The 23,305-nt window shown below is 74.5% G+C and carries 20 protein-coding genes; 10 read left to right on the forward strand and 10 right to left on the reverse strand.

Features of this window, described 5'->3' with window-relative positions; translation table 11 throughout:
• Window positions 1-93 precede the first annotated feature (93 nt).
• Window positions 94-1,908, forward strand: a complete 1,815-nt coding sequence (locus C892_RS0102870) for an alkyl/aryl-sulfatase (protein ID WP_017555972.1) — start codon at window positions 94-96, stop codon at window positions 1,906-1,908.
• Window positions 1,909-2,099: 191 nt separating this feature from the next.
• Window positions 2,100-2,954, forward strand: coding sequence for an SAM-dependent methyltransferase (locus C892_RS0102875; RefSeq protein ID WP_017555973.1), 855 nt, complete (start codon window positions 2,100-2,102; stop codon window positions 2,952-2,954).
• A 159-nt stretch (window positions 2,955-3,113) separates the two neighbouring features.
• On the opposite strand, the gene C892_RS0102880 is transcribed toward C892_RS0102875, so the two are convergent.
• The gene (locus C892_RS0102880; protein ID WP_017555974.1) at window positions 3,114-4,148 is read right to left on the reverse strand and encodes an NAD(P)-dependent alcohol dehydrogenase; all 1,035 of its coding nucleotides are present in this window, start codon (window positions 4,146-4,148) and stop codon (window positions 3,114-3,116) included.
• 1,091 nt (window positions 4,149-5,239) lie between these two features.
• On the opposite strand from C892_RS0102880, the gene erm reads away from it, so the two are divergent.
• From erm to C892_RS0102910, 4 genes are all read left to right on the forward strand, one after another.
• Window positions 5,240-6,079, forward strand: a complete 840-nt coding sequence (gene erm / locus C892_RS0102890; RefSeq protein WP_152513333.1) for an ErmE/ErmH/ErmO/ErmR family 23S rRNA (adenine(2058)-N(6))-methyltransferase — start codon at window positions 5,240-5,242, stop codon at window positions 6,077-6,079.
• Between the two features lie 855 nt (window positions 6,080-6,934).
• A complete protein-coding gene (locus C892_RS28460) occupies window positions 6,935-8,062 on the forward strand; it encodes a chitinase (protein ID WP_017555978.1) in 1,128 nt (375 codons plus the stop codon).
• 188 nt (window positions 8,063-8,250) lie between these two features.
• Complete coding sequence (locus tag C892_RS0102905; protein ID WP_017555979.1) at window positions 8,251-11,337, forward strand: DEAD/DEAH box helicase; 3,087 nt, start codon at window positions 8,251-8,253, stop codon at window positions 11,335-11,337.
• Window positions 11,334-12,149 (forward strand): SWIM zinc finger family protein, encoded by an 816-nt coding sequence (locus tag C892_RS0102910; RefSeq protein ID WP_017555980.1) that lies wholly within the window; start codon window positions 11,334-11,336, stop codon window positions 12,147-12,149. Before C892_RS0102905 ends, C892_RS0102910 begins: the two co-directional genes overlap by 4 nt.
• A 542-nt stretch (window positions 12,150-12,691) precedes the next feature.
• On the opposite strand, the gene C892_RS0102915 is transcribed toward C892_RS0102910, so the two are convergent.
• From C892_RS0102915 to C892_RS28465, 3 genes are all read right to left on the reverse strand, one after another.
• Window positions 12,692-13,117, reverse strand: coding sequence for an ACT domain-containing protein (locus C892_RS0102915; protein ID WP_017537812.1), 426 nt, complete (start codon window positions 13,115-13,117; stop codon window positions 12,692-12,694).
• A gap of 101 nt (window positions 13,118-13,218) precedes the next feature.
• On the reverse strand, window positions 13,219-13,767 hold the full coding sequence (locus tag C892_RS0102920) for a GNAT family N-acetyltransferase (protein ID WP_017555981.1): 549 nt from the start codon (window positions 13,765-13,767) through the stop codon (window positions 13,219-13,221).
• 101 nt (window positions 13,768-13,868) lie between these two features.
• Window positions 13,869-14,432, reverse strand: a complete 564-nt coding sequence (locus C892_RS28465; protein ID WP_017555982.1) for a GNAT family N-acetyltransferase — start codon at window positions 14,430-14,432, stop codon at window positions 13,869-13,871.
• A gap of 310 nt (window positions 14,433-14,742) precedes the next feature.
• Here C892_RS28465 and C892_RS0102930 point away from each other — a divergent pair, with 310 nt between their 5' ends.
• A complete protein-coding gene (locus C892_RS0102930; protein ID WP_017555983.1) occupies window positions 14,743-14,994 on the forward strand; it encodes a PLD nuclease N-terminal domain-containing protein in 252 nt (83 codons plus the stop codon).
• A 31-nt stretch (window positions 14,995-15,025) separates the two neighbouring features.
• Here C892_RS0102930 and C892_RS0102935 read toward each other — a convergent pair whose 3' ends face one another.
• Together C892_RS0102935 and C892_RS0102940 are read right to left on the reverse strand one after the other, a co-directional pair.
• Window positions 15,026-15,673, reverse strand: coding sequence for a class I SAM-dependent methyltransferase (locus C892_RS0102935; RefSeq protein WP_017555984.1), 648 nt, complete (start codon window positions 15,671-15,673; stop codon window positions 15,026-15,028).
• 11 nt (window positions 15,674-15,684) lie between these two features.
• Window positions 15,685-16,164: a DoxX family protein gene (locus C892_RS0102940; protein ID WP_017555985.1), complete on the reverse strand. Its 480-nt coding sequence runs from the start codon at window positions 16,162-16,164 to the stop codon at window positions 15,685-15,687.
• 97 nt (window positions 16,165-16,261) lie between these two features.
• On the opposite strand from C892_RS0102940, the gene C892_RS0102945 reads away from it, so the two are divergent.
• On the forward strand, window positions 16,262-16,822 hold the full coding sequence (locus C892_RS0102945; RefSeq protein WP_017555986.1) for a TetR/AcrR family transcriptional regulator: 561 nt from the start codon (window positions 16,262-16,264) through the stop codon (window positions 16,820-16,822).
• Between the two features lie 321 nt (window positions 16,823-17,143).
• Here C892_RS0102945 and C892_RS0102955 read toward each other — a convergent pair whose 3' ends face one another.
• A complete protein-coding gene (locus tag C892_RS0102955; protein WP_017555988.1) occupies window positions 17,144-18,676 on the reverse strand; it encodes an MDR family MFS transporter in 1,533 nt (510 codons plus the stop codon).
• Between the two features lie 126 nt (window positions 18,677-18,802).
• On the opposite strand from C892_RS0102955, the gene C892_RS0102960 reads away from it, so the two are divergent.
• Window positions 18,803-19,444: a TetR family transcriptional regulator gene (locus tag C892_RS0102960; protein WP_017555989.1), complete on the forward strand. Its 642-nt coding sequence runs from the start codon at window positions 18,803-18,805 to the stop codon at window positions 19,442-19,444.
• Between the two features lie 141 nt (window positions 19,445-19,585).
• On the opposite strand, the gene C892_RS0102965 is transcribed toward C892_RS0102960, so the two are convergent.
• The 3 genes from C892_RS0102965 to C892_RS0102975 all read right to left on the reverse strand — a co-directional run bounded on the left by C892_RS0102965 (window position 19,586) and on the right by C892_RS0102975 (window position 21,801).
• Complete coding sequence (locus C892_RS0102965; protein ID WP_017537823.1) at window positions 19,586-19,789, reverse strand: cold-shock protein; 204 nt, start codon at window positions 19,787-19,789, stop codon at window positions 19,586-19,588.
• A gap of 297 nt (window positions 19,790-20,086) precedes the next feature.
• Window positions 20,087-20,719 carry an MBL fold metallo-hydrolase gene (locus C892_RS0102970; protein WP_017537824.1) on the reverse strand — a complete coding sequence of 211 codons (633 nt, stop codon included), beginning with the start codon at window positions 20,717-20,719 and terminating at the stop codon, window positions 20,087-20,089.
• A complete protein-coding gene (locus tag C892_RS0102975) occupies window positions 20,716-21,801 on the reverse strand; it encodes an S-(hydroxymethyl)mycothiol dehydrogenase (protein WP_017555990.1) in 1,086 nt (361 codons plus the stop codon). Before C892_RS0102975 ends, C892_RS0102970 begins: the two co-directional genes overlap by 4 nt.
• 175 nt (window positions 21,802-21,976) lie before the next feature.
• Here C892_RS0102975 and C892_RS0102980 point away from each other — a divergent pair, with 175 nt between their 5' ends.
• Complete coding sequence (locus C892_RS0102980) at window positions 21,977-23,299, forward strand: LuxR C-terminal-related transcriptional regulator (protein ID WP_017555991.1); 1,323 nt, start codon at window positions 21,977-21,979, stop codon at window positions 23,297-23,299.
• Window positions 23,300-23,305: the final 6 nt, after the last annotated feature.

Genomic DNA, 23,305 nt, shown 5'->3' on the forward strand with positions numbered 1-23,305 from the left:
GATCATGGCCAGAACCGCAGGAGCGCCCTGGAACGGCACAGGTTTTACCGCTCACCGGTTTTCCATCGGCCCGACTCTGGCGAATTCCCCACCATGACCGAACTCGATTACGGAGACCGGACCGACTTCGACGACGCCGACCGTGGACACATCGCCTCCCTCACCCCCGGAATCATCAAGGACGAGCAAGGAAAGGTCGTCTGGGACAACGACGTCTTCTCCTCCTTCCTCCGAGGGGACTGTCCCCCGACCGCAGACCCGTCGCTGTGGCGGCAGTCGCAGCTGTGCGCCCGGCAGGGCCTCTATGAGGTGACCGAGGGGATCTACCAGGTCCGCGGGCTGGACCTGTCGAACATGACCCTCGTCGAAGGCGACACCGGCGTCATCGTCATCGACCCCCTCGTCTCCAACGAGCCTGCCGCCGCCGCGCTCGCGCTCTACCGGGCGCACCGGGGCGACCGCCCCGTCACCGGGATGATCTACACGCACTCGCACGTGGACCACTTCGGCGGCGCCGAGGGGATCGTCCCGCCGGGCAACCCCGACGGCGTCCCGGTCCTCGCGCCCGAAGGGTTCACCGAGCACGCGGTCGCCGAGAACGTCTACGCGGGCATCGCCATGGCACGGCGCGGCATGTACCACACCGGCGCCACGCTGGACCGCGGCCCTGAGGGGATGATCGGTACCGGCCTGGGGCAGACCGCCTCGACCGGCACCGTGTCCCTGGTACCGCCGAACGTCGACATCACCCGTACCGGCCAAGAGGAGACGGTCGACGGCGTCCGCATCGTCTTCCAGGTCACCCCGGGCACCGAGGCGCCGGCGGAGATGAACTTCCACTTCCCCGACCGGCGCGCCCTGTGCATGGCCGAGAACGCCTCCCACACGCTGCACAACATCCTCACCCTGCGGGGCGCACTGGTACGCGACGCCCGGGTGTGGGCGCGCTACCTGGACGAGTCGGTCACCCTCTTCGCCGACGCCTCCGACGTGTCCTTCGCCTCCCACCACTGGCCCACCTGGGGCACCGAGCGCATCACCCGCTACCTCACCCAGCAGCGCGACATCTACGCCTACCTGCACGACCAGACGCTGCGCATGCTCAACCAGGGCATGACGGGCCCTGAGATCGCCGAACGGATCGAACTGCCCCCGGCGCTGGCCGGGGCCTGGCACGCGCGCGGGTACTACGGATCGGTCTCCCACAACGTGAAGGCCGTCTACCAGCGCTATATGGGCTGGTTCGACGGCAACCCCGCGCACCTGTGGGAGCACCCTCCGACCGAACTCGCCGAGCGCTATGTGGAGTGCATGGGCGGCACCGACAGGGTCGTGGCACTGGCCGCGGACTATGCCGACAAGGGCGACCTGCGGTTCGCCGCCACCCTGCTCAACCACGCCGTGTTCGCCGACCCGGAGAATTCGGCCGCCCAGAGCGCTCTGTCCGGTGTCTACCAGCGTCTCGGCGAGGGCTCGGAGTGCGGCACCTGGCGCAACTTCTACCTGACGGGTGCCAAGGAGCTGCGCGACGGCATCACCCCCAACCCGTTCGGTATCTCCAGCGGGATGGCGGCGGGGCTGAGCACGGTGCAGCTCTTCGACTCGGTGGCGATCCGGGTGAACGGCCCCAAGGCCTGGGACGAGGAGCTGAGCATCTCCTGGACGGTCACCGACACCGGTGAACGCCACCGCATGACGCTGACCAACGGCGTGCTGACGCACCGTCCCGAACCGGAGGGCGCACCGCCCGCGGATCTGGCGGTCTCCCTCACCAAGCCGCAGTTGTTCGTTCTGCTCTCCGGCGGCGACGCCGAGGGCGCCGTATTCGAGGGCGACCGATCGGTCCTCCAGCGCCTGGTGGGGGTCGTGGACGCCCCCGACCCGGACTTCCCGATCGTCACCCCCTGAGCACGACCCGATCCGGCGCTGAGGCCGGGGCCGACCGGAACCGGCCGCCCGGCCTCGGTGCCGGTGTGCCGCCGCCTTTTCCAGGTGAGCGCAGTCGGCACCGGAACCGCATCCGGGCGCCGCTGCGGCGCGCCCGGACCACGCCTGCCGCAGGGGTCCCGGAGGCCGCCCTCTGCACTAGGGTGTGCGCCGTGAACGCCACCCCTCACCCTGACGACGGCCCCGCGAACACCCCCGGCCCCGCGCCGTCCGGCGAACGGGCGCGTGTCGACCCGACGGTCGCGCACAACGCCCGCGTCTGGAACCACTGGCTCGGCGGCAAGGACTGCTACGCCTCGGACCGGGCGGTCGGCGACCACGTCGCCTCCCTGTTCCCCAGCATCGTGCAGGTCGCCCGCGCCGACCGCGGGTTCCTGCGCAGGGCCGTGCGCCACCTGACCGCCGAGGCGGGCATGCGCCAGTTCCTCGACATCGGCACCGGCCTGCCCACCAGCGACAACACCCACGAGGTCGCCCAGGCCGCCGCCCCCGACAGCCGCATCGTCTACGTCGACAACGACCCGATGGTGCTGGTGCACGCCGAGGCGCTGCTCACCTCCACCCCCGAGGGCGCGACCGACTACATCGAGGCCGACGCCCGCGACACCCGGCGCGTGCTGGCCGAGGCCTCCCGCACGCTGGACTTCGACCGGCCCGTCGCGCTGATGATGCTGGGCGTGCTCAACTTCATCGAGGACGACGACGAGGTGGCCGCCCTGGTCCGGCGGCTCGTGGACGCCTTGGCCCCGGGCAGCCATGTCGCCCTGAGCCACCCCATCGTGCACACGGGCGAGGGCGGGAACGCCGAGGCGATGGCGTACTGGAACGAGAACGCCACCCCGCCCATCACCGGCCGCACCCCCGAGCAGGTCGCCGCGCTCCTGGAGGGCCTCACCGTCCTCGAACCCGGCGTGGTCTCCTGCTCCCGCTGGCGCCCCGACGTGGGCGCCGACGGTGCGCAGCCCGCCTGGGTCGCCCAAGTGGCCGCGGTCGCGCGCAAGGACTGAAGGACCGGTGGCAGGGGCCGACCGAGAGCCCGGGGCAGGCCGGGACGGTCGCCCGCCCGCCCCGGCCTCTGTCGCCGACGGCGGATCACCGGGCCGCCCAGGCCAGGCCCGTCACTTCCCTGGCGCCGGGCCCGGCCCTTCCGCGCTCTCCCCGGCGCTCTAAGGGACGACGACCGCGCGCCCCTGGATCCGGCCCTCCTCCATGCGCTCGTAGACCTCCGGCCCCTGTTCGATGCCGTAGCGCTCCACGTGCACGCCCACTGCGCCCTGGCGGGCGAGGTCGATCAGCTCGATCAGCTCCGAGCGCCCGCCCCAGTAGGTCGTCTCGACGGCGGTCCCGTAGGGCACCGCACCGAAGCCGACGGGCAGCGCCCCTCCCCCGATCCCCACGATGTTCACCGAGGAGTCCTTGGCCGCCGCCTTCGCGGCCAGCTCGACGGTGGCCTGCGCCCCCACGAAGTCGAACACCGCGTTCGCGCCGGCCCCGCCGGTGAGGTCGCGGACGGCGCCGGGAGCCTGCGCGTCGGAGCGCAGCGCGTGGTGCGCCCCGATCTGCTCGGCCAGCTTCAGGCTCTCCTCGCGCACGTCGAGGGCGACGACGGTCGCGCCGGTCATCGCACGCAGGAGCTGGACGGCGACGTGCCCGAGCCCGCCCACGCCGATGACGACGGCCGTCGCCCCCGGGTACAGGTTGTGCTGGGCGCGCTTGATCGCGTGGTAGGGCGTGAGTCCGGCGTCGGTGAGGGGCACGGTCCGCACCGGGTCCAGGTCCCCGATGGGGACGAGGTGGCGCTGGTCGTCGATGAGCACGTACTCGGCCAGCGCCCCCGGCGCGCCCAGCCCCGGCGGGTGGATGCCCAGCTCCTCGGCGCGCGCGCAATAGTTCTCCATCCCGCGCGAGCACTCCCGGCAGGCACCGCACCCCCACGGGCCGTAGACGACGACGGATTCGCCGACCGCGACCGCGGACACGTTCTCCCCGACCGCCTCGACCACGCCGGCGGCCTCATGGCCGAGCGTGAGGGGGAGCCGGAACGGGAACGCGTCGGCCGGCCAGCTCATGACCGCGACGTCGGAGTGGCACACCCCCGCGGCCGTGACCTTCAGGAGAACCTGGCCGGGCCCGGGCTCGGGCACCGGCACGTCGTTGACCACGGGCGCCTGGCCCACCTGCACGTACTGGACCGCACGCATACGTCGCTCCCCCGTCGCGAATGACCTCCGGACCCTTCTCCGGGCCCCTCATCCGTCCTACACCCCGGCGGGTCATCGCCTCCTCAAGACATCCCCGCGCCGCCTTAGAGCATCCGGAAAGGGGCTGTGACGCCTCGTCCGAAGCCGGGGTCGTGTCCTCTGCCGGGCGCCGACCGGAGACAGCGCCGAAACGGATCGGTGATGGGGGTGTGCGTCGAGGTCGGTACACGTCGGCGACCGGAGGCCGCTCGGCCGGTCGTGCCGGGTCCCGGCGCTGGAGAGGCGGGGTCGGACGGGTCGTGTCCGCCGGCGTGGTGGAACCCTCCGGGCCCGGGCCGCCCGCATCGACACCCCCGTTGATCTCGGGAGAGTCGGGGTAATACTCGCCGGTATTACCCCGACTCTCCCGAGATCAACGGCGAGGAGGGGGCGCGCACCCGGGGCGGGGTCGTACCCGTCGTGGAGTACGGGGCCGCTCTGGGCGGGCAAGAGCGGCCTGCCCATCACCGCTCACCGGTCGGGCGGGAGGCACGACGGCCCTCCCCCACGCCTCACCGCCCCGAGGCCGGTGCCGGGAAATCCCTTTGCCCGCCGTGCCCGACGAGACGTAGTGTCGGGGCATCATGGGAGCCTTCCAAGCGATCTTCGACACCCGGACCGCGGCACGGTCCGGGATTCAGCTGTTCCGCGACCGCGCCGCCGCCCCGGACCGGGTTCCGGGAGCCGGCCGCTGACGCGTATCGCCTCCCCGTGCCGAGCCCCGATGATCGGGCTCGGCTGAGCCTCTGAGCTCCTGAAGGGCGTCAGTCCTGCGGGCCCGAGTGTCACCACCGCCGGCCCGTCCTCCGCCGACCCGTAGGTCGGCGCGCCTGCGCCGCCCCGCTCCCCTGCGGACCCCTGCACACCGCTCGCCCCCGGTCCGGGGCCTGTTCCGTCATGCCCGACGTACATGAGGGCGGGCGACCCGGGTCGCGCAGGAGGCTCCGTGCCGCCCGTCCCTGTCGGCCGCCGCACCGTCCGGCGGCAGGAACGGACCCCACGTGGCGCAGAACCATGGATCCGGTCGGAACGCCCGTTCCGCGAAGAGCATCATCGGCCGCTCCCGGGAGCACGCACCGGGACGGCGCACGGGGGCGGGGGCGCGTCGGCGCTCGCTCTCGCAGAACTTCCTCGCCGATACGTCGGTCGCCCGGCGTCTGACGCGCGGCGCCGACCTGCCCTCGGACGGGCTGGTGCTCGAACCCGGCGCGGGCGACGGGATGATCACCGCACAGCTGGCGCGCACCCGCGCCAGGGTCGTCGCCTATGAGCTCGACCCCCACTTCGCCAGGCGCCTGTCCGAGCGCTTCGCCGAGTCCCCGCGGGTGCGGGTGCGCACCGCCGACTTCACCAAGGCCGCCGCGCCCCGCGAACCGTTCTCGGTCGTGGGGAACATCCCCTACTCGCGCACCTCCGCCATCGTCGACTGGTGCCTGCGCGCCCGCGCGCTGGAGTCGGCCACGCTGCTGACGCAGTGGGAGTACGCCCGCAAGCGCACGGGCGGCCTGGGCCGGTGGAGCAGGCTGACCGTACTGACCTGGCCGCTGTTCGAGTGGAGCCGGGGAGAGCGTGTGCGCCGCGACCGCTTCCGCCCGGCTCCCCGGGTGGACGCGGGAGTGCTCCGCATCGTCCGGCGCCCCGAGCCGCTTCTCCCGGTGGCGGCTCTGGCCGACTACCGCGCCCTGGTGGACACGGGCTTCTCCGGGGTCGGCGGGTCCCTGCACGCCTCACTCCGGCGCCGCTACGGAAGGCGGCGCGTGGACACGGCTCTACGTGCGGCCGGCGTGGAGCGCGGGACCGTGGTGGCCTACGTCACACCTGGCCAGTGGGCGGCCCTGTCCTGTCACCTGCTCGGGATAGAAGGGGAATGGATCGCCGGGCAGGCCCGGTGACCGCAGGCCGGGCGCGCGGGCCGAGGACGGCGGCCTCCGCGCCCGGCCGTCTCCACTCGGGGCGGGCTCAGTTCCCGCCCCTGGCCGGTCCGCCCCCCGGTCAGCCGATCCCTTCCGGGCGGTCGGGGCCCCCGGACGCCGGGGCGCTCCTGCGGTAGGCGGCGGCACCGATCGCACCGCCCCCCACCCCAGCAGGACGCCGGCGGTGGTCGCACCCCAGTCCGGCGAGGAGGGCAGGCCCGCACCGGAGACCACTCTCATCCCCGGGCCCGGCCCCGGCGTCGGGGCCCGCCCATAGGACGGCCCGGTCAGCGGGGAGTACGCGAACCACCCGAAGGACTCGTGGGCGCCGCCCGGCGCGGTCCCCGACTTCATCATCTCCACCGAGACCACGGTGGTGGTGGCGTCGGCGGCGCCCGCGAGCACGCAGACGCCCCAGGCCAGGGGGAGGACCGCGGGGCCGCCGCGCGTCTCGCGCACCGAGGGCAGGGTCCACCGCGGCAACGCGGTGGCCGCCGCCCCGGCGGCCAGCGCCCCGGCCGAGACGAGCAGCAGGGAGAAGGAGCGGGACCCGGCGAGGGTCCCGCGGCCGGTGAGCAGGATCGCCGGCACCGCAGCCGCACCGGCGATGGTCAAGCGTCGTCCGGCGTCCATCCGCGCCACCCTGCTGAGCTCTTCGGGGCGGCCGGCGGTGCAGGGGACCCCGCCGGGCCGGGCGCGGCGGGCCGGCGGGGATTCGGGGGCGCCAGGGGGTGTTGACGGCCCCGGGGGCGGGGGTTACCTTCACCACATCTATTAGGAAAGTTTCCTTTGGATTCAGGCCCCCGCCCGCTCCCACCCCGCGAGGAGCCCTCCGTGAAACCCCTGACCCGCACCGTCGCCGCCACGGCCGCCCTGGTCTGCGCCACCACGGGTGCGGCGGCCGCCGCACCCGCCGCCACGGCCGCGCCCGCCTCCGCCGCCGTCCTTCCCGACCGCGTCCTCGCCGGCTACCTGCACACCAGCTTCGCCAACGGGTCCGGCTGGGTGGACCTGGCCGACGTGCCCCGGGAGTGGGACATCATCCACCTCGCCTTCGCCGAACCCACCACCCCCACCTCGGGCCGACTGGAGTTCTCCCTGTGCCCCGAGCAGGAGTGCCCCGGCGTGCCCTCCAAGGCGGAGTTCATCTCCCAGATCCGCGACGCCCAGGCGCGCGGCAAGAAGGTCGTACTCTCGGTCGGCGGGGCGCGCGGCCAGGTGTCCCTGGAGACCGCCGCCGCCCGCGACGCCTTCGTCGAGTCCGCCACCGACATCATCGCCGAGTACGGCCTGGACGGCCTCGACGTCGACTTCGAGGGCCACTCGCTCTACCTGGACGACGGCGACACCGATTTCCGCTCCCCCACCACGCCGGTCATCGTCAACCTCATCGACGCCCTGCGGACGCTCAGCGACCGCCACGGCCCCGAGTTCGTCCTGACCATGGCCCCCGAGACGTTCTTCGTCCAGATGGGCTACTCCCACTACGGCAGCGGCCCCTGGGGCGGCGCCGACCCGCGCGCCGGGGCCTACCTCCCGGTGATCCACGCCCTGCGCGACCGGCTGACGCTGCTGCACGTCCAGCACTACAACTCCGGCCCGATCATGGGGCTCGACGACCGGTACCACACCATGGGGTCGGCCGGCTTCCACGTGGCCATGGCCGACATGGTCCTGCAGGGCTTCCCCGTGGCGGGCGACGACTCGCAGGTGTTCCCGCCCCTGGAGCCCGAACAGGTCGCCATCGGCCTGCCCTCCAGCCCCTACGCGGGCAACGGCCACACGCCGGTGACCGAGGTGCAGGCCGCCTGGGACTGCCTGACCACCGGCGAGCGCTGCCCCGAGTACGCCCCGCGCGGCTCCTACCCCGGGCTGCGCGGCCTGATGTCCTGGTCCATCAACTGGGACCGCTACAACGGCGACGAGTTCGCCACCGAGCACGGTGCCCACATCGGTACCTGACCGGCGCCCCGCCCTCCCGGACGGCGCCCGCGGCCGAACGCCCCCGCCGGCGCCCCGCCCCCGGCCCGCCCGGGCCGGGGGCGCGACCGGTGCGCCCCGCCCGTCCGCGATGCGTGGCGGAAAAGGTCCCCGGGGGTCGCGATACTGGGAGGCGTCATCGTGGAAGGCGCGACCGATGGGGGCGGAGCGTGCGGGTACTGCACGGGGCCTGGGAGGGGGCCGACGGCCTGGTCCTGTGGGCGGAGGACGCCGCGCTGCCTCCGTGCGCCGAGGATTCCGGCGCGCGCGGCAGGGACGGCGGGACGGCTCCGCTCCACCCCTACGCCGTTCCCGCGGCAGGCCTGGGCGCCCTGCTGTCCGAGGCCGGAGCGCGCGCCGGTGAGCGGTCCGAGCGCCGGGTGCCGCTGCCCGGCTCGGCCTCCCACCCACTGCCCTCCCCCGCCCTGGGAGCGCTGCCCGGAGCGCCCGAGGTGGACGGGCCCCGCCTGCACACCTGGCGCGTGCCCGCCGTCGTGCTGCACGGAGCCGAGGCCGACCGCGCCCTGGAGGTGCTGAACGAGGGGCCGCTCGGGGACGTGGCCCTCGGTCCGGCGCTGCGCCACCTGCAATCGGTGCGCGCCTTCGCCCGGAGGCTGGCCTCGGCCGGCCGCGTCCTTCCCCGCCTGGTGGGCGAGCCGCCCAAGGCGCTCTGGCGTCCCGTCCTCCAGGGCGCCGACGCCGAACACTTCCGCGCGCTGCGCACATCGCTCCCGCCGTCGGCCCGCGCGCTGGGCGCCGACGGCGTCGAAGGCACAGAGGACGCCGACGGTACCGACGGCACCGCGCCTGAGGCCGCCGATCCCGTCTACGCCGCGCTGTGCGCCCTGACCGACGCCGCCGGACGGTCCCTGTCCCGGGGCGCCCGCCCCGCCGGCGGCCGCACCGGACGCGCGGGTCACACGGGCCGGTCGCTCGCCTCGGCGCTCGCCCGGCCCGAGCCGCGCCCCCTGTCGGCCCCGGCCGAGGAGTCCGCCGCCCTGGCCGCCCGGCTGCGCGGCTGGCACGCCGCGGCCGAGCGGCCCGGCGGGGCCCGCCTGGTCCTTCGCCTGGTGGAGCCGGACCCGCAGGAGCGCGAGGCCGGTGAGCCCGAGCGGTGGCGGGTGGAGTTCTGGGTGCGCTCCTCGGCCGACCCCAGCCTGCAGCTGCCGCTGTCGGAGGTGTGGCTGGGCGAGGGCGGCGCCTGGCTCCCCGACGACGTGGAGAGCACCCTGCTGCGCGACCTGCGGCGCGCTGCCCGCCACTTCCCGCCGATCCGCGACGCCCTGGAGGAGCTGGCCCCCTCCGCGGTGGAGACCGGCACCGGCGGCGCCTACGCCTTCATCCGCGACGCCGCCCCCCGCCTGGACGCGGCCGGCTTCGCCGTGGTCCTGCCCGAGGGCATGGACGGCGCCCGGCTGGGACTGCGCCTGACCGTGCGCGAGGCCGAGCCGTCCGGGTCCGGGGGCGGCATCGGCCCGACCGACCTGGTCGACTTCTCCTTCGCGGCGGTGCTCGGCGGCGCGGCGGTCGACCTGGCCGAGCTGGAGGAGCTGGCCCGCCTCAAGCAGCCGCTGGTGCGGCTGCGCGGCCGGTGGGTCGAGGTGGACCCGGCGCACCTGCACTCGGCACTGGAGTTCCTGCGCCGCCGCGGCTCCGGCCGGATGCGCCGGGACGAGGCGCTGCGCGCGGCCGCCTCCCCCGACGGAGGCGGCGCCCCGCTGCCGGTGGACGAGGTCGAGGCCGACGGCGCCCTGGGCGACCTGCTCGGCGGCGCGGAGGCGCGCCTGGAGCCGATGGACACCCCCGCCGACTTCGACGGGGCGCTCCGCCCCTACCAGCGCCGCGGCGCCGCCTGGCTGCGCTTCCTGGGGCGCCTGGGCCTGGGCGCGGTGCTCGCCGACGACATGGGGCTGGGCAAGACCGTGCAGCTGCTGGCGGTGCTCGCCGACGAGCGGCGGGACGGTGCGGTGCCCGGGCCCACCCTGATGGTCTGCCCGGTCTCGCTGGTGGGCAACTGGGTACGCGAGGCCGCCCGGTTCGCCCCGGGCCTGCGGGTGCACGCCCACCACGGCCCCGGCCGCCCGCACGGCAACGCCCTGGCCCGCACGGCGGGCGCGTGCGACCTGGTGGTGACCACCTACGGGGTGGTGGCGCGGGACGCCGAGGAGCTGGCGGCCCTGCCCTGGCACCGGGTCGTCTGCGACGAGGCGCAGGCGGTCAAGAACCCCTCCACCCGCCAGGCGCGGGCGGTGCGCGGGCTGGAGGCCGACACCCGTATCGCGCTGACCGGCACACCGGTCGAGAACGACCTGGGCGAGCTCTGGTCGATCATGGAGTTCGCCAACCCCGGGCTGCTGGGGCCGCGCGCGCCCTTCCTGCGGGGCGCCGCGCGCATCGAGCGCGGCGAGGGCGAGGAGGCCGAGCGCGCCGCCGACGCCCTCAAACGCGCCACGGGCCCATTCATCCTGCGCCGCCTGAAGACCGACCGCTCCATCATCGAGGACCTGCCGGAGAAGAACGAGTTCCGCACCTGGTGCACGCTCACACCCGAGCAGGCCTCGCTGTACAAGGCCGCGGTGGAGGAGATGACCCGCCGCCTCGACGAGACCGACGGCATCCGGCGCAAGGGGCTGGTGCTGTCGACCATGGCCCGGCTGAAGCAGATCTGCAACCATCCCGCCCAGTTCCTGGGGGACGGCTCTGCGCTGGCCGGCCGATCGGGCAAGCTGGAGCGGCTGGAGGCGGTGCTGGAGGAGGCTCTCGCCGAGGGCGACAGCGCCCTGTGCTTCACCCAGTACGCCGCGCTGGGCGACCGCCTGGCCCCCTACCTTGCGGCGCGCCTGGGGGCGCCCGTGCTGTGGCTGCACGGCGGCACCCCGCGGCCCCGGCGCGAGGAGATGGTGCGGCGCTTCCAGGAGGCGGCCGAGCCCATGGTGTTCCTGCTCTCGCTCAAGGCGGCGGGCACCGGGCTGACGCTGACCGCGGCCAACCATGTCGTGCACATCGACCGGTGGTGGAACCCGGCGGTGGAGGAGCAGGCCACCGACCGTGCCTTCCGCATCGGGCAGCGGCGCGACGTCCAGGTGCGCAAGCTGGTGTGCACGGGGACCCTGGAGGAGCGGGTCGACGAGATGATCGAGCGAAAGAAGGCCCTGGCCGAGCGGGTCGTGGGCACCGGCGAGGACTGGCTGACCGAGCTGTCCACCGATGAGCTGCGCGAGGTGGTGCGCCTGGCGCCCGAGGCGGTGGCCCGGTGAGCCGGCGCGGTACGGAGGAGTCGTCCTGGTGGGCGGAGAGCTTCACACAGGCCCTTGAGGCGGGGACCGAACCCGGACGTCTGGCGCGCGGGCGGGCCTACGCGGCCGGCGGTGCGGTGCAGGATCTGAAGGTGGTCCCGGGCGAGGTGCGCGCGCGGGTCGCGGGATCCGGGAGGTCTCCGTACCGGGTCAGCCTCATCCGCGTGTGCCTGGCCGAAGAGGACTGGGAGCGCGTACTGGGCGCCCTGGCGGGGCAGCCGCTCTTCCGCGCGCGCCTGTTCGAGGGCGCGCTGCCGCCCGAGGTCGAGCGCGTCTTCGGTGTGCTGGGGCTGGACCTGTTCCCCCGGGGCCTGGACGACCTGGTGCTCACCTGCTCCTGCCCCGACTGGGGCGGGACGTGCAAGCACGTGGCGGCGACGCTGACGGCCCTGTCCGAGGCGGTGGGGCGGGACCCGTTCCTGCTGACGACCTGGCTGGGCATGGAGCGCGGGGACTTCCTCGCGGGGCTGCGCCGCCATGCGCGCGGGACGGCGGACGCCGACGACGCTGGGATCGGCACGGAAGGGGGCGGCGGGTCGCCCTTCCCGGACACTCCGCGTCCCCGAGCCGAGCCGTTTCCGGACCTTCCTGTGGACCCCGCACGCTTCTGGGCCGACACCGTTCCCCCGGAGCCGGCACCGCCGCGCCCTCAGCCCGCGATCTACGCGGCCGACCCCGCGGACGGCGACGGTGGCGACGACGCCACCGCCCTGCTGGACGCCCTGGAACCGCTCTACACGCGCATGACCGAGGCCTCCCCTGACGACGTCTGAACCGGCGCTTCCCCCGGTGCCGGGGACGGCCGCTGGAAGGAGGACTCCTACCGGTGCACTCTTGAACACGCCAACGGGCTGCTGCGCCAGTACTTGCCCAAGGGCACCGCCTGTCGGCGCACTCGCCCGAGGACCTGCGGGCGGTGGCCGTCCAGCTCAACGGCCGACCCGAAAGACCCTGGGCTGGGACATCTCTTCAACGACAGCAACCGGCCACCGGTGTTGGGACGGCCCCAAGAAACCACCCTCGACGCAGGGGAGATACACCACCCCGGTACACCACCCCGGGGAGAACCGACGGTCTCCGGGGCCGAGATGGGACCGAGCAAGGAAAGGCCTGCCCCGCACCGCCGACTGCTGCGTGCACGGCCGCTCTCAGCGACGCGGGACACGAACGACACAGGCGCGGCTGGACTGCGGAGCGGGTCGGCGGTGCGGGGCGACAGGCTTGGCGATCGGGGTCGCCCACGGCCGGTCACCCGGCCCCTGAGGGCGGGCGGCGAAGCCGGGACCGGCCGGCGCGGGCTCTTCCGTCCCGCCGTTCAGCCGTGTGCGGACGGTGTTTCGCCGCCTCGCGCAGACAGCTCTTCCAGGACGGAGAGCGCGCGCTCACGCTCGTCGTAGGGCACGAACAGGTGGTCGTGGAAGAAGCCCGCGACGACGTTGCAGGACAGGCCCTCCTCCCCCAGCGCCCCGGCGACGGCGGCGGTCAGGCCGACGGCCTCCAGCGCCGAGTGCACCTTGAGCTCGATCCACCCCGCCACGTAGTCGTAGGACAGGCCTGCGGCATCGGCCTCGGCGCGCGGGCAGACGATGGTGATGGCCTCGTCCTCGGCGACCGTGGCGACCGGACGCACCCCGGCGGGCACCTCGGGGGCGTGGGTGAAGACGTACTCGCCCTCCCGCAGCTCCGGTCGCATCCCGGAGACGAGCCGGGCCAGGTCGCGCTCTCCCGTGACGACGCTCATCGGGCCTCCTTCGCTCGCTCACTTCCCTCTGAGCCCAGAATGCCCGCCCGTCCCGTGCGGCGCACGCCCATCACCCCACGCGCCGCCCTTCGGTGCCCCGGTCAGTCCAGAGTGCGCTGCATGAGCACGGTGTCGAGCCAGGCGCCGTGCTTGTAGCCGACCCCTGTGAGGCGGCCGGTGCGGGAGAACCCCAGGCGCTCGTGGAGGGCGACCGACGCGGCGGCCCGGCCCCGGTCGGGGGTGTCGGCGATGACGGCGACCATGCTCTTCAGCCCGGCCGCACCGCACGCCGCGATCAGGGCGCGCAGGAGTTCGGTGCCCAGGCCGCCGCCGGTGCGCCCGGGCGCCAGGTAGATCGAGTCCTCGACGGTGAACCGGTAGGCGGACTTGGGCTTCCAGGGGGCCGCGAGCGCATAGCCGGCGATCCCGCCCCCGCTCTCCGCGCTCTCTCCGCTGTTCGCGCCGTCCCCGGCGTCGGCGACCAGGAACGGCAGCCCGCGCTCCTGCAGGTCCAGGAACCGGGCCCGCCACGCGGCGGCGTCCGGCGCCTGCTCGTCGAACGTGGCGACGGTCTCGGCGACGTAGTGGGCGTAGACGGAGGCCACGGCCTCCATGTCGCCCTCGTGCGCCGGTCGGACGCGCGCTGCCATCCCTCTCCTCGGCGGGTCCCGGCCGGTGGTCCGGCGCCGGTGTACGGCCGGATCCTACGCGCCCGGGGCGCTCGGCCCCGGAGCGGCCCCTGTGCCCTCGCCTACTCGCCGGTGCCGAAGCCCGCCGGGACGGCACCCTCCAGGTCCGACGGGCGCATGCGGAAGACCTGCAGAGTGGTGTCGTAGTACTTGTCGGTCTCGCCGACCCACTCCATCCCGATGCGGCGGGCGGTGGCGGCGGCGCGCTCGTTGTCCGGGCGTGCGACGGCGAAGAGCTCCTCCAGCCCCTGTTCGAACGCCCACCCGGCCAGGCCCCTGGCCGCCTCGGTGGCGTAACCGCTCCCCCAGGCATCCGGGCGCAGGTGCCAGCTCAACTCGAAGTCCTCCTCGTAAGGGGGAAGCTGGCGCAGGGTGAGGCCGCCGATCACCTCGTCATCGGTCCGGCGGACCACCGCCCACCGGCCCGCCGGCGGCACCAGGTCGGGCTGGGCCTCGATCCAGGCCTGAAGGACCGAGCGCATGGCCTCTTCGTCGCCGACCGTGCTCATTTCCGGGGTGAGGCGGGCGGCCACTTTCTCGACCCCGTAGATCCGTAGTGCGGCGGACGCGTCTTCGGGCGCCCAACCGCGGATGAGGAGCCGTTCGGTGCGCAACTCGGACGTCATGCAGAAATGCTAGACGAACCCATTTCACGTGAAGGTAAAGGACTCTTGGGACTCGTCCGCGCGAGTCCGGCTCCCCCGCCCGGTCCGGTAGGGCCCCGAACCCGCGGAACGGCGGGGCCTCAGGGCCCCTGCCCGAGCGCGGCCCGGCGGCGGGCGCCCGGGGCCCACCGACGATCGGCCACCGCGGCACGGCCGACCCCCGACTTCTGGCGGCCCCCGGAGTTGGTCCTCCAGAGGGACGCGCAGGTCGGGGGCGGGATCCTAGCGTTATGGCGACAGATCGAAGAACCTGAGGATTGGACCCCGCACCATGATCACCCACAGCGCCTCCCTGCTCGCCGACGCCGGCCAGGTCGGGAGCGCGGCCCTTCTCGTCCTGGTCGGCCTGGCCCTGGTGGCCTACGCCGCGTTCATCGTCGCCGCGTTCATCGGCAGCCTCGCCTCGCGACTGGACGCCGGGATGAAGGTCGTGTGGGCCCTGTTCATCATCTGCGCCCCGTTCCTGGGGGCGCTGTGCTGGTTCGTGATCGGCAGGAGGAGCGCGGCCGCCGCGGCGCACTGACGGCACGGCGGCCGGACCGCGCTCGGTGCGGTCATTCGCCCGCGCGCATCAGCAGGTGCCCGCGCCGGAACCGCTCCTGCGGGCCCGGCTCGCGCAGCATCCGGCCGACCTCGGTGAACCCGGCCGCGCCCGCCGCCGCGGCCAGGTCGTCGGCCGGCCACCGGTAGGCCGTGGCCACCTTGTGGTCGAACGCGGCGACCGGCCCGCCCTCGGCCTCGAAGAAGGCGAGCAGGAGGTGCCCGCCGGGCGCGAGCACCCGGCGGAACTCGGCGAGGTAGGAGGGGATCTCCGGCGGCGGCAGGTGGATGACCGAGTACCAGGAGAGGACGCCGCCCAGGGCCCCGTCGTCCACGGCCAGGGCGTCCATGGAGCCGATGTCGAAGCGGAGGTCCGGGTACTCCCTGCGCGCGATCGCGACCAGGGCCGCCGACAGGTCCACGCCGAAGGCGTCCAGGCCGAGGTCCCTGAGGTGCGCGGTCACCGCGCCGGGGCCGCATCCGAGCTCGGCGACGGGCCCCGCGCCGCGGACCAGGTCGGCGAAGGCGGCGATCACCGCGCGGTCCAGGGGCAGGGGGGCGAGCGCGTCGCGGGCGAAGTCGGCGTAGAGGTCGGCGACGGCATCGTAGGCGTCCGCCGTCGCCCGGAGGTGGGCGGTGGATTCGTCGAGGGTTTCGTTCACGGCGGCGCAGCCTATCCCGCCCGGCCTTCGGCCGGGGCCCGGCGGGCCTTTCGGACGTGGTGCACCACCACGCTGAGGGCGGCGGCCAGGAAGACGAGCTGGAGCAGGGTCCTCGGCACCAGGCGGTCGTCCCACGGCAGACCGGCCTCGCTGAGCGCGCGGTGGACGTTGGCCGGGAACATCGCCACCAGCATCAGGGCGAGCCCGCCCGCGGCCCACGGCGCGGTGGCGGACCACAGCAGCGCCGCGGCGCCCGCCAGCTCCAGCACCCCGGTGACGGTGACCAGCAGTTCCGGTGCGGGCAGCGCGGGCGGCACCATGGCGACCAGCTCCCGGCGCATGCCCACGAAGTGCGCGAGCCCGGTCACCGTGAACATCAGGGCCAGCCCGCAGCGCACGGCCACCGGCCAGGAGCGCAGCCGCCGCACCCCCGCCAGGCCCGCCACGAGCACCGCCGAGGTGCCCGCCAGTAGGAAGACCAGCGGCGCCATGGCGCCTCCCCTCCATCGGCGAGATCGATCTTTTCACTGCCAAGATTGCGCACCGCCACGGTCTTGTCAATGAAAAGATCGGGGCTAGGCTGGGGCCATGGCCTACCACCACGGCGATCTCCGCCGGGCTCTGCTCGCCGCCGCGGCCGCCGCCATAGCCGAGTCCGGGGCCTACGCGGTCAGCCTGCGCGGGCTGGCCCGGCAGGCCGGCGTCTCCAACGCCGCACCGGCCCACCACTTCGGCGACAAGCCCGGCCTGCTCACCGCGCTGGCCGCCGAGGGGTACGGCATGCTCGCCGACACCGTCGCCGAGGCGCGGCTCGCGGGCGGCGGGATCGTCGGGATGGGGGCGGCCTACGTGCGCTTCGCCCTGGAGCACCCGGCGCACTTCGAGGTGATGTTCCAGCCCGGCCTGCTCCGGGCGGACGACGAGGAGCTGGCGGACGCCCAGGCGCGGGCGAGCGACGCGCTCGCGGCCGGGATCGCCGAACGGCGGGCCGAAGACGGGGACGCCGGCCTCACCGGTGTGGCCGCGTGGTCCCTGGTCCACGGCTACGCGACACTCGTGCTCTCAGGCTCGCTGCGCCCGGAGGACCCCCGAGGCCAGGCCCGCGCGATCGCCCGCCTCCTGTTCCCTGAGGACGCCACCGGACACTGAGGTGTGCCGTCCCTTCGGGGTCGCCCCGGGCAGGGGCACGGAGGCACCGCCGTACACCGGAGTCGGCCGTACCCGGGAGGCCGGAGCCCTGCCCCTCACCCCAGGGCGTCGTGGTGGCGGCCGATCGGCAGCACGACGAAGGGCACGTCGACCTCGCCGGCCTCGGATACGGGCGGCCGGCGGCTCACGGGCGCGGGGCCTGCGCCCGGGCGGGGACCGTGGACGGACACGCCGTCGAGGGGAGGCGCAGGCGGGCCCCGGCACGGGCGCGGAACGCCGCCCCCGCCCCCCTCGCCGGGACCCCGGACCGTTCGGGCACCGTCAGCCCGCCCGTACGGGCGCCTCAGCGTCCGCCGTGCCGGCCTCGGGCGCGGGCCCGTCCGCCGCGGTGCCGCCGTGGTCGGCGGGGCGCTTGACGAGCCAGGCCATGGCCACGGCGAACAGGGAGATCACGGCCCCGCACACGAACGCGGTCCGCAGGCCCTGCGCCTGTGCGGCCACGGCGCCCTCGCCGGACGCGACGGCGGCGGCCGCCCCCGTGGACATGACCGTGATGAACAGCGCGGTGCCCGCAGCGGCGGCGACCTGCTGCAGTGTGTTCAGGATGGCGCTGCCGTGGGTGTACAGATGCGCCGGGAGCGAGCCGAGCGCCGAGGTCAGCAGCGGGGTGAGCATGAAGCCCAGCCCGACGTTGAGCACGAGGTGGACGCCGATGATCAGCGCCGGGGTCGCGTCCTGGTCGAGCGCCGTCATCCCCCACAGCGCGGCGCTGACCGCCACGGCCCCGGGCGTGACCAGCGGGCGCGGGCCGACCCGGTCGAAGACGCGGCCGATCACCGCGCCCACCAGGCCCATCACCAGGCCGCCGGGCAGCAGCATCAGGCCGGTCTCCAGGGTGCCGTAGCCGAGGACGTTCTGCAGCAGCAGGGGCAGCGTGATCAGGGCGCCGAACAGCGCGGCCATGCTGATCAGCACCAGGACCAGCGCCACGGTGAAGTTGCGGGTGCGAAACGCCCGCAGGTCCATCAGCGGCCGGTCCTGCCGCTGCAGCGCCACCTGCCGGACCACGAACACCGCCAGGACGACGGCGCCGACGGCGATCGGCAGGAGCGGGGACACCGCGGCGTGCCCCTCGGCCGCCTCGCCGATGCTGTTGAGGCCGTAGATCAGGCCGCCGAAGGCCACGGCGGACAGCGCGACGGAGAGCAGGTCGAAGCGGACCGGGCGCGGCCGGGAGACGTTGCGCACCAGCACCGCCCCCGCCCCCAGGGCCAGCAGCGCGAAGGGCAGGACGACGATGAACATCCACCGCCAGCCGAGCACGGACAGCACGAGCCCGGAGACGGTCGGGCCGATCGCCGGGGCGACCGCCATGACGATGGAGATCAGGCCCATCGTGCGCCCGCGCCGCTCGGCGGGGACGAAGGTCAGGACCGTGGTCATGAGCAGCGGCATCATCACGGCCGTGCCGGAGGCCTGGACGACGCGGCCGGCCAGCAGGGCGCCGAAACCGGGCGCGGCCGCGGCCAGCAGCGTCCCCGCCGAGAACAGCGACATGGCGGCGATGAAGAGCGTGCGCGTGGTGTAGCGCTCGAGCAGGCGGCCCGTCATCGGGATGACCGCGGCCATGGTCAGCATGAACGCGGTGGTCAGCCACTGCGCCGTCGCCGCCGTGATGTCCAGGTCGACCATCAGGCGCGGCATCGCCACGCTCATGATCGTCTCGTTCAGGATCACCACGAAGGCCGAGGCGACCAATAGGCCGATGACCGGCCCCGTGCGGGGCGCGGTGCTCTCCGCGGAGGTCGCGGCGGCGGCGCCCTCCGAGGCGGCCGGCGGCGGGGATGGCGACACGGGTGGCCCTTCCGTTGACGGGTACGGACGAAGAGTTCGCAGTGACCGCCAAGTTGGCAGTCACTGCCAGAAGCGTATCCTGGTGCGGAAACCGGGCACGAGGTGCGGCGAGGAGAGGATCGACACATGCCGAGCACCGGCCCCCTCCGGGAGGAGGGGGAGGACCTGCGGGCGCGCAGGCGGCGCCAGACGGCCGAGCACGTCGGCCAGGCGGCCCTGCGATTGTTCGAGGAGCGCGGCGTCGCGGCCACGACCGTCGACGACATCGCGGCGGCGTCGGGCATCTCCCCGCGCACGTTCTTCCGCTACTTCCCCACCAAGGAGGACGCGGCGCTCCAGGACTTCTCCGCGATGGAGGAGGCGATCGAGGCCCTCGACCTCGCCGGCGCCGACGCGGCCGGAGCGCGCGAGCGGATCGAGGAGATGTACGCCGTGCTCATCGCCCGCCTGACCGCCGAGCCGCAGGCCCGGCGCTACGCGGCCGTCCAGCGCCTCACCGCGCGCGAGCCCGCCCTCAAGCAGGCGGCCGAGGCGCGCCTTCAGGCCTACTCCGACCGCCTGTGCGCCCGTCTCACCGAAGCGCTGGGGCCGGGCAGCCGCCTCAAGGCGCGGGTGATCGCGGCGCTGACCGGCGCGGTCCTGCACGCGGCCCTCACCGAGTGGGGGCAGGAGGCGGAGGGAGGCGGCCCGCAGGACCTGGCCGCGCTCTACCGCGAGGCGCGGGAGTTCCTGGCCGGCGTCCTCCCTGAGCGGCCCTCGCGGGCGTGACCTGCCGGCGGTCCCTGCGGCCGGAGCCGGGGCCGTACGAGGTCGGTGCCGGTCGGCATGAAAGGGGACGGCCCCCGCAGCAGTGCTGCGGGGGCCGTCCCATCGGGCCGTCATCGGGCCCGGAAGGCCTGTGGGTCCTGCTTAGAGCGCCTGGACGTCCTGGGCCTGCGGGCCCTTGGGGCCCTGAGCGATGTCGAACTCGACGCGCTGGTTCTCCTCGAGGTTGCGGAACCCGCTGCCCGCGATGGAGGAGTAGTGCACGAAGACGTCCGGGCCGCCCTCGTCCTGGCTGATGAAGCCGTAGCCCTTTTCGCTGTTGAACCACTTCACGGTTCCGGTGGCCATGGCGGCCTCCTCGTTCCTTCTGCAATGAAACCGACGCCGCGGGCTGCGGCGCCCGGGGCTGCCGCGAACCTTCTTCCGGAACGAAAAAACGCCCGCTGACCGAAACTCCGCGGGCGATCGTGCGATCAAGCGAAATCCAGACTGCAACCCATCCGTGATGTTAGCACAACCGGGGGCACACGTCTCCCTCCCCGCGGCCCCGGACCGGCCGTACCCGGTGCGGCCCGCCGCCGGGCACGGCCGGGGGCGGGCGCCCTTCCTCCGCCGCCCCCGAACCGCGCCGGCCGTCCGTTCGGCTCAGTGGCCGCGGGCGATCCACTCCGCCAGGTGCGGCGCCTCCGTACCGATGGTGGTGCCGTCGCCGTGGCCCGTGTGGACGCGGGTCTCCTCCGGGAGCCGGAACAGGCGGTCGCGGATGGAGCCGATGATCGTCGGGAAGTCCGAGTACGACCGGCCCGTCGCACCCGGTCCCCCCGAGAAGAGGGTGTCCCCGGAGAACAGCGCCCCCGCCTCGGGCATGTGCAGGCAGACCGAGCCGGGCGAGTGCCCCGGCGTGTGGATCGCGCGCATCTCGGTGCCCGCGACCGGGATGCGCCGGTCGTCGTCCAGGTGCCGGTAGGCGGTGCCGTCGTGGCTCATCCGCCACAGCGCGTCGTCACCGGAGTGCAGCAGCACCGGGGCCTGCAGCGTCCGGCCCAGCTCCGGGGCGTAGGTCACGTGGTCGTTGTGCCCGTGCGTGCACACGACCGCCACCACGTGCCGCCCGCCCACGGCCTCGACGATCGGCTCGGCGTCGTGCGCGGCGTCGATCACCACCGCCTCGTCGTCGTCGCCGACCACCCAGACGTTGTTGTCGACCTTCCACGCCCCGCCGTCGAGTTCGAACAGGCCGGAGGTGACCACGCGGTCGATGCGCAGCGCGCCGCTCACAGGACCACCACCGAACGCAGCACCTCGCCCTGGTGCATGGTGTGGAAGGCCTCCTCGACCTGGTCGATCCCGATGCGCTCGGTGACGAACCGCTCCAGCGGCAGCCGCCCCTGCCGGTACAGGTCGATCAGCACGGGGAAGTCGCGCTCGGGCAGGCAGTCGCCGTACCAGGAGGACTTCAGCGCCCCGCCGCGGGCGAAGACGTCGATGAGCGGCAGTTCGAGCCGCATGTCGGGGGTGGGCACGCCGACCAGCACCACGGTCCCGGCCAGGTCGCGGGCGTAGAAGGCCTGCGTCCAGGTCTCGGGGCGGCCGACCGCGTCGATGACCACGTCGGCGCCGAAGCCGCCGGTGGCCGCACGGATCCCCTCGACCGCGTCGCCCCGCGCCGCGTCGACGGTGTGGGTGGCGCCGAGCGCCCGGGCCCATTCCAGCTTCCCGGGGTCGCGGTCCACCGCGATGATGGTCCCGGCGCCGGCCAGCCGGGCCCCCGCCACCGCGGCGTCGCCGACGCCGCCGCAGCCGATCACCGCCACCGAGTCGCCCCGGCCCACTCCCCCGGTGTTCACCGCGGCGCCCAGTCCGGCCATGACCCCGCAGCCGAGCAGACCGGCCACGGCCGGGTCCGCCGACGCGTCGACCTTGGTGCACTGCCCGGCGTGCACGAGCGTCTTCTCCGCGAACGCGCCGATCCCCAGCGCCGGGGACAGCTCCGTCCCGTCCGCCAGGGTCATCTTCCGCTCGGCGTTGAAGGTGTCGAAGCAGTACTCGGCGCGGCCGCGGCTGCAGGCGCGGCACCGGCCGCAGACCGCGCGCCAGTTCAGCACGACGAAGTCCCCGGGCGCCAGGCCGTCGACGCCCTCGCCCACGCTCTCCACCGTGCCGGCCGCCTCGTGGCCGAGGAGGAAGGGGAACTCGTCGTTGACCCCGCCCTCGCGGTAGGTCAGATCCGTGTGGCACACCCCGCACGCCGCGATGGCGACCACGGCCTCGCCGGGACCGGGGTCGGGGACGACGATGTCGGTGACTTCGACGGGGGCGCCCTTCTTCATGGCGACGACGCCGCGTACCTGCTGTGCCATGCCTGGTGTTCCTCCGATGGTGCGGTCGGCCGCGCGCTGGAGCACACGGCGCTCACCGCGACGGTAGGGCCGGCCGCACCGGACGCGGAGCCCCCCGGAAGAAGGGGAGAATCCCGCCGTTCGACGGGGCCGCTCCGTTCCCCCTGCGCGGAGGCGGAGCCTAGACTTCCCCGTCATGACGGATGAGGCTCACACCCCGGCCCAGGCGCCGGCCGGGGACGCGGCGGACCCGGTCGCCGACCTGCACGCGCTGCGCGAGGCGGTGTCGGGCCCGCTGGCCGAGATCGCCCGCCGGTTCTCCCGCCTGCTGTCCGCCCGGTGGCCCCACCGGGCGCTGGTGATCTTCACCCTCGAGTGCACCGGGCGCCCCCGCAAGGTGGCCGGTGAGCGCGACATCGTCGACCGGGTCACCATCGAGGAGCTCGCGGCGCTGAAGGCGTCCATCGCGCTCGGGGAGCGGATGAGCGGCCACGCCCGGCTGGCCGGCGCGCAGCGGTGGGTGTGGGCGCTGCGGGACCGCTCGGACACGCTCCTGGTGCTGCTCCCCCGCCGCCGGGCCGAGCCGGCGGATCCCTCGGCGCTGGCGGCGGCGTTCGGGATCGTCGCGACCTCCATCCGGCAGCAGGTCGCCCAGGCCAGCCCGGACTACCTGGCCGAGTCCAGGGCCGCCTCGAGCGAGCGCGCGCGGGCCACCGCCGAGCTGACGGCGGCGCACGAGGCCGCGCTCACCGGCATCCTCACCACTCTGCGCTCGTCCCGGCTGGACGACCGCAGCGCGCGCGGCGCGGCCGCCGACGCCGCCTCCAAGGCGCTCATCGCCCTCCGTGCACGCCGGGAGGCCGATCGGAACCATTCGGAGGAGGCGCCGGACGCGGCGTTCCAGCGCCTGCTCAAGGAGGTCGACCCCTTGCTGCGCCACCGGGAGGTCGCCGCCGAGTTCGTTCCGCCCTCCGCCGACGGCGGCCCCCTGCCCGGCGAGGTCGCCTACGGAGCGCGCGCGATCACGCACGACATCGCCCTGGCTCTGACGGCGCAGTCCGACGTGGCGCGGCTGCGCATCGCCTGGACCTGCGACGACGCCGCCCTGGCGGTCGATGTCCGGGACCAGAGCGAGGGGGTGCTGGACGCGGCCGGCCTGCGGCGCACGCTGGACGGCCGGGCCCACACGCTCGGCGCCGGGCTGGAGGTGGAGTCGGTCCCCGGGTGGGGCAACCGGGTGGCCGTCCGGCTGCCGCTCGCCCCGCCCGCTCCGCAGGCGGACCAGCGCCTGCCGGCCGACCTGAACCGCCGGGAGCGGGAGGTGCTCGCCCTGGTGGCGGCCGGCAGGCGCAACAGGGCCATCGCGCAGGAGCTCGGCGTGGCCGAGAGCACCGTGAAGTTCCACATCTCCGCGGTGCTCAAGAAGCTGGGGGTGGCCACCCGGGGCGAGGCGGCCGTCATCGGGGTGCGGGCGGGGATCGCCGCGGACGCGCCCGGGGCCCGGGACGGCGCGGGATAGCCCGCC

Origin of the sequence: Nocardiopsis baichengensis YIM 90130 (genome assembly GCF_000341205.1) — a bacterium.
Lineage (GTDB): Bacteria > Actinomycetota > Actinomycetes > Streptosporangiales > Streptosporangiaceae > Nocardiopsis_A > Nocardiopsis_A halophila.

Bases quoted from the DNA above. Each gene is read 5' to 3' on its own strand.
- C892_RS0102920 (WP_017555981.1), bottom strand. From the start codon at position 13,767: ATGGCAGCGCGCGTCCGACCGGCGCACGAGGGCGACATGGAGGCCGTG.
- C892_RS0102965 (WP_017537823.1), bottom strand. From the start codon at position 19,789: ATGGCCACCGGAACCGTGAAGTGGTTCAACAGCGAAAAGGGCTACGGC.
- C892_RS0102960 (WP_017555989.1), top strand. From the start codon at position 18,803: ATGCCGAGCACCGGCCCCCTCCGGGAGGAGGGGGAGGACCTGCGGGCG.
- C892_RS0102940 (WP_017555985.1), bottom strand. From the start codon at position 16,164: ATGGCGCCGCTGGTCTTCCTACTGGCGGGCACCTCGGCGGTGCTCGTG.
- C892_RS0102980 (WP_017555991.1), top strand. From the start codon at position 21,977: ATGACGGATGAGGCTCACACCCCGGCCCAGGCGCCGGCCGGGGACGCG.
- C892_RS0102915 (WP_017537812.1), bottom strand. From the start codon at position 13,117: ATGAGCGTCGTCACGGGAGAGCGCGACCTGGCCCGGCTCGTCTCCGGG.
- C892_RS0102930 (WP_017555983.1), top strand. From the start codon at position 14,743: ATGATCACCCACAGCGCCTCCCTGCTCGCCGACGCCGGCCAGGTCGGG.
- C892_RS28465 (WP_017555982.1), bottom strand. From the start codon at position 14,432: ATGACGTCCGAGTTGCGCACCGAACGGCTCCTCATCCGCGGTTGGGCG.
- C892_RS0102870 (WP_017555972.1), top strand. From the start codon at position 94: ATGACCGAACTCGATTACGGAGACCGGACCGACTTCGACGACGCCGAC.
- C892_RS0102945 (WP_017555986.1), top strand. From the start codon at position 16,262: ATGGCCTACCACCACGGCGATCTCCGCCGGGCTCTGCTCGCCGCCGCG.
- C892_RS0102880 (WP_017555974.1), bottom strand. From the start codon at position 4,148: ATGCGTGCGGTCCAGTACGTGCAGGTGGGCCAGGCGCCCGTGGTCAAC.
- C892_RS0102975 (WP_017555990.1), bottom strand. From the start codon at position 21,801: ATGGCACAGCAGGTACGCGGCGTCGTCGCCATGAAGAAGGGCGCCCCC.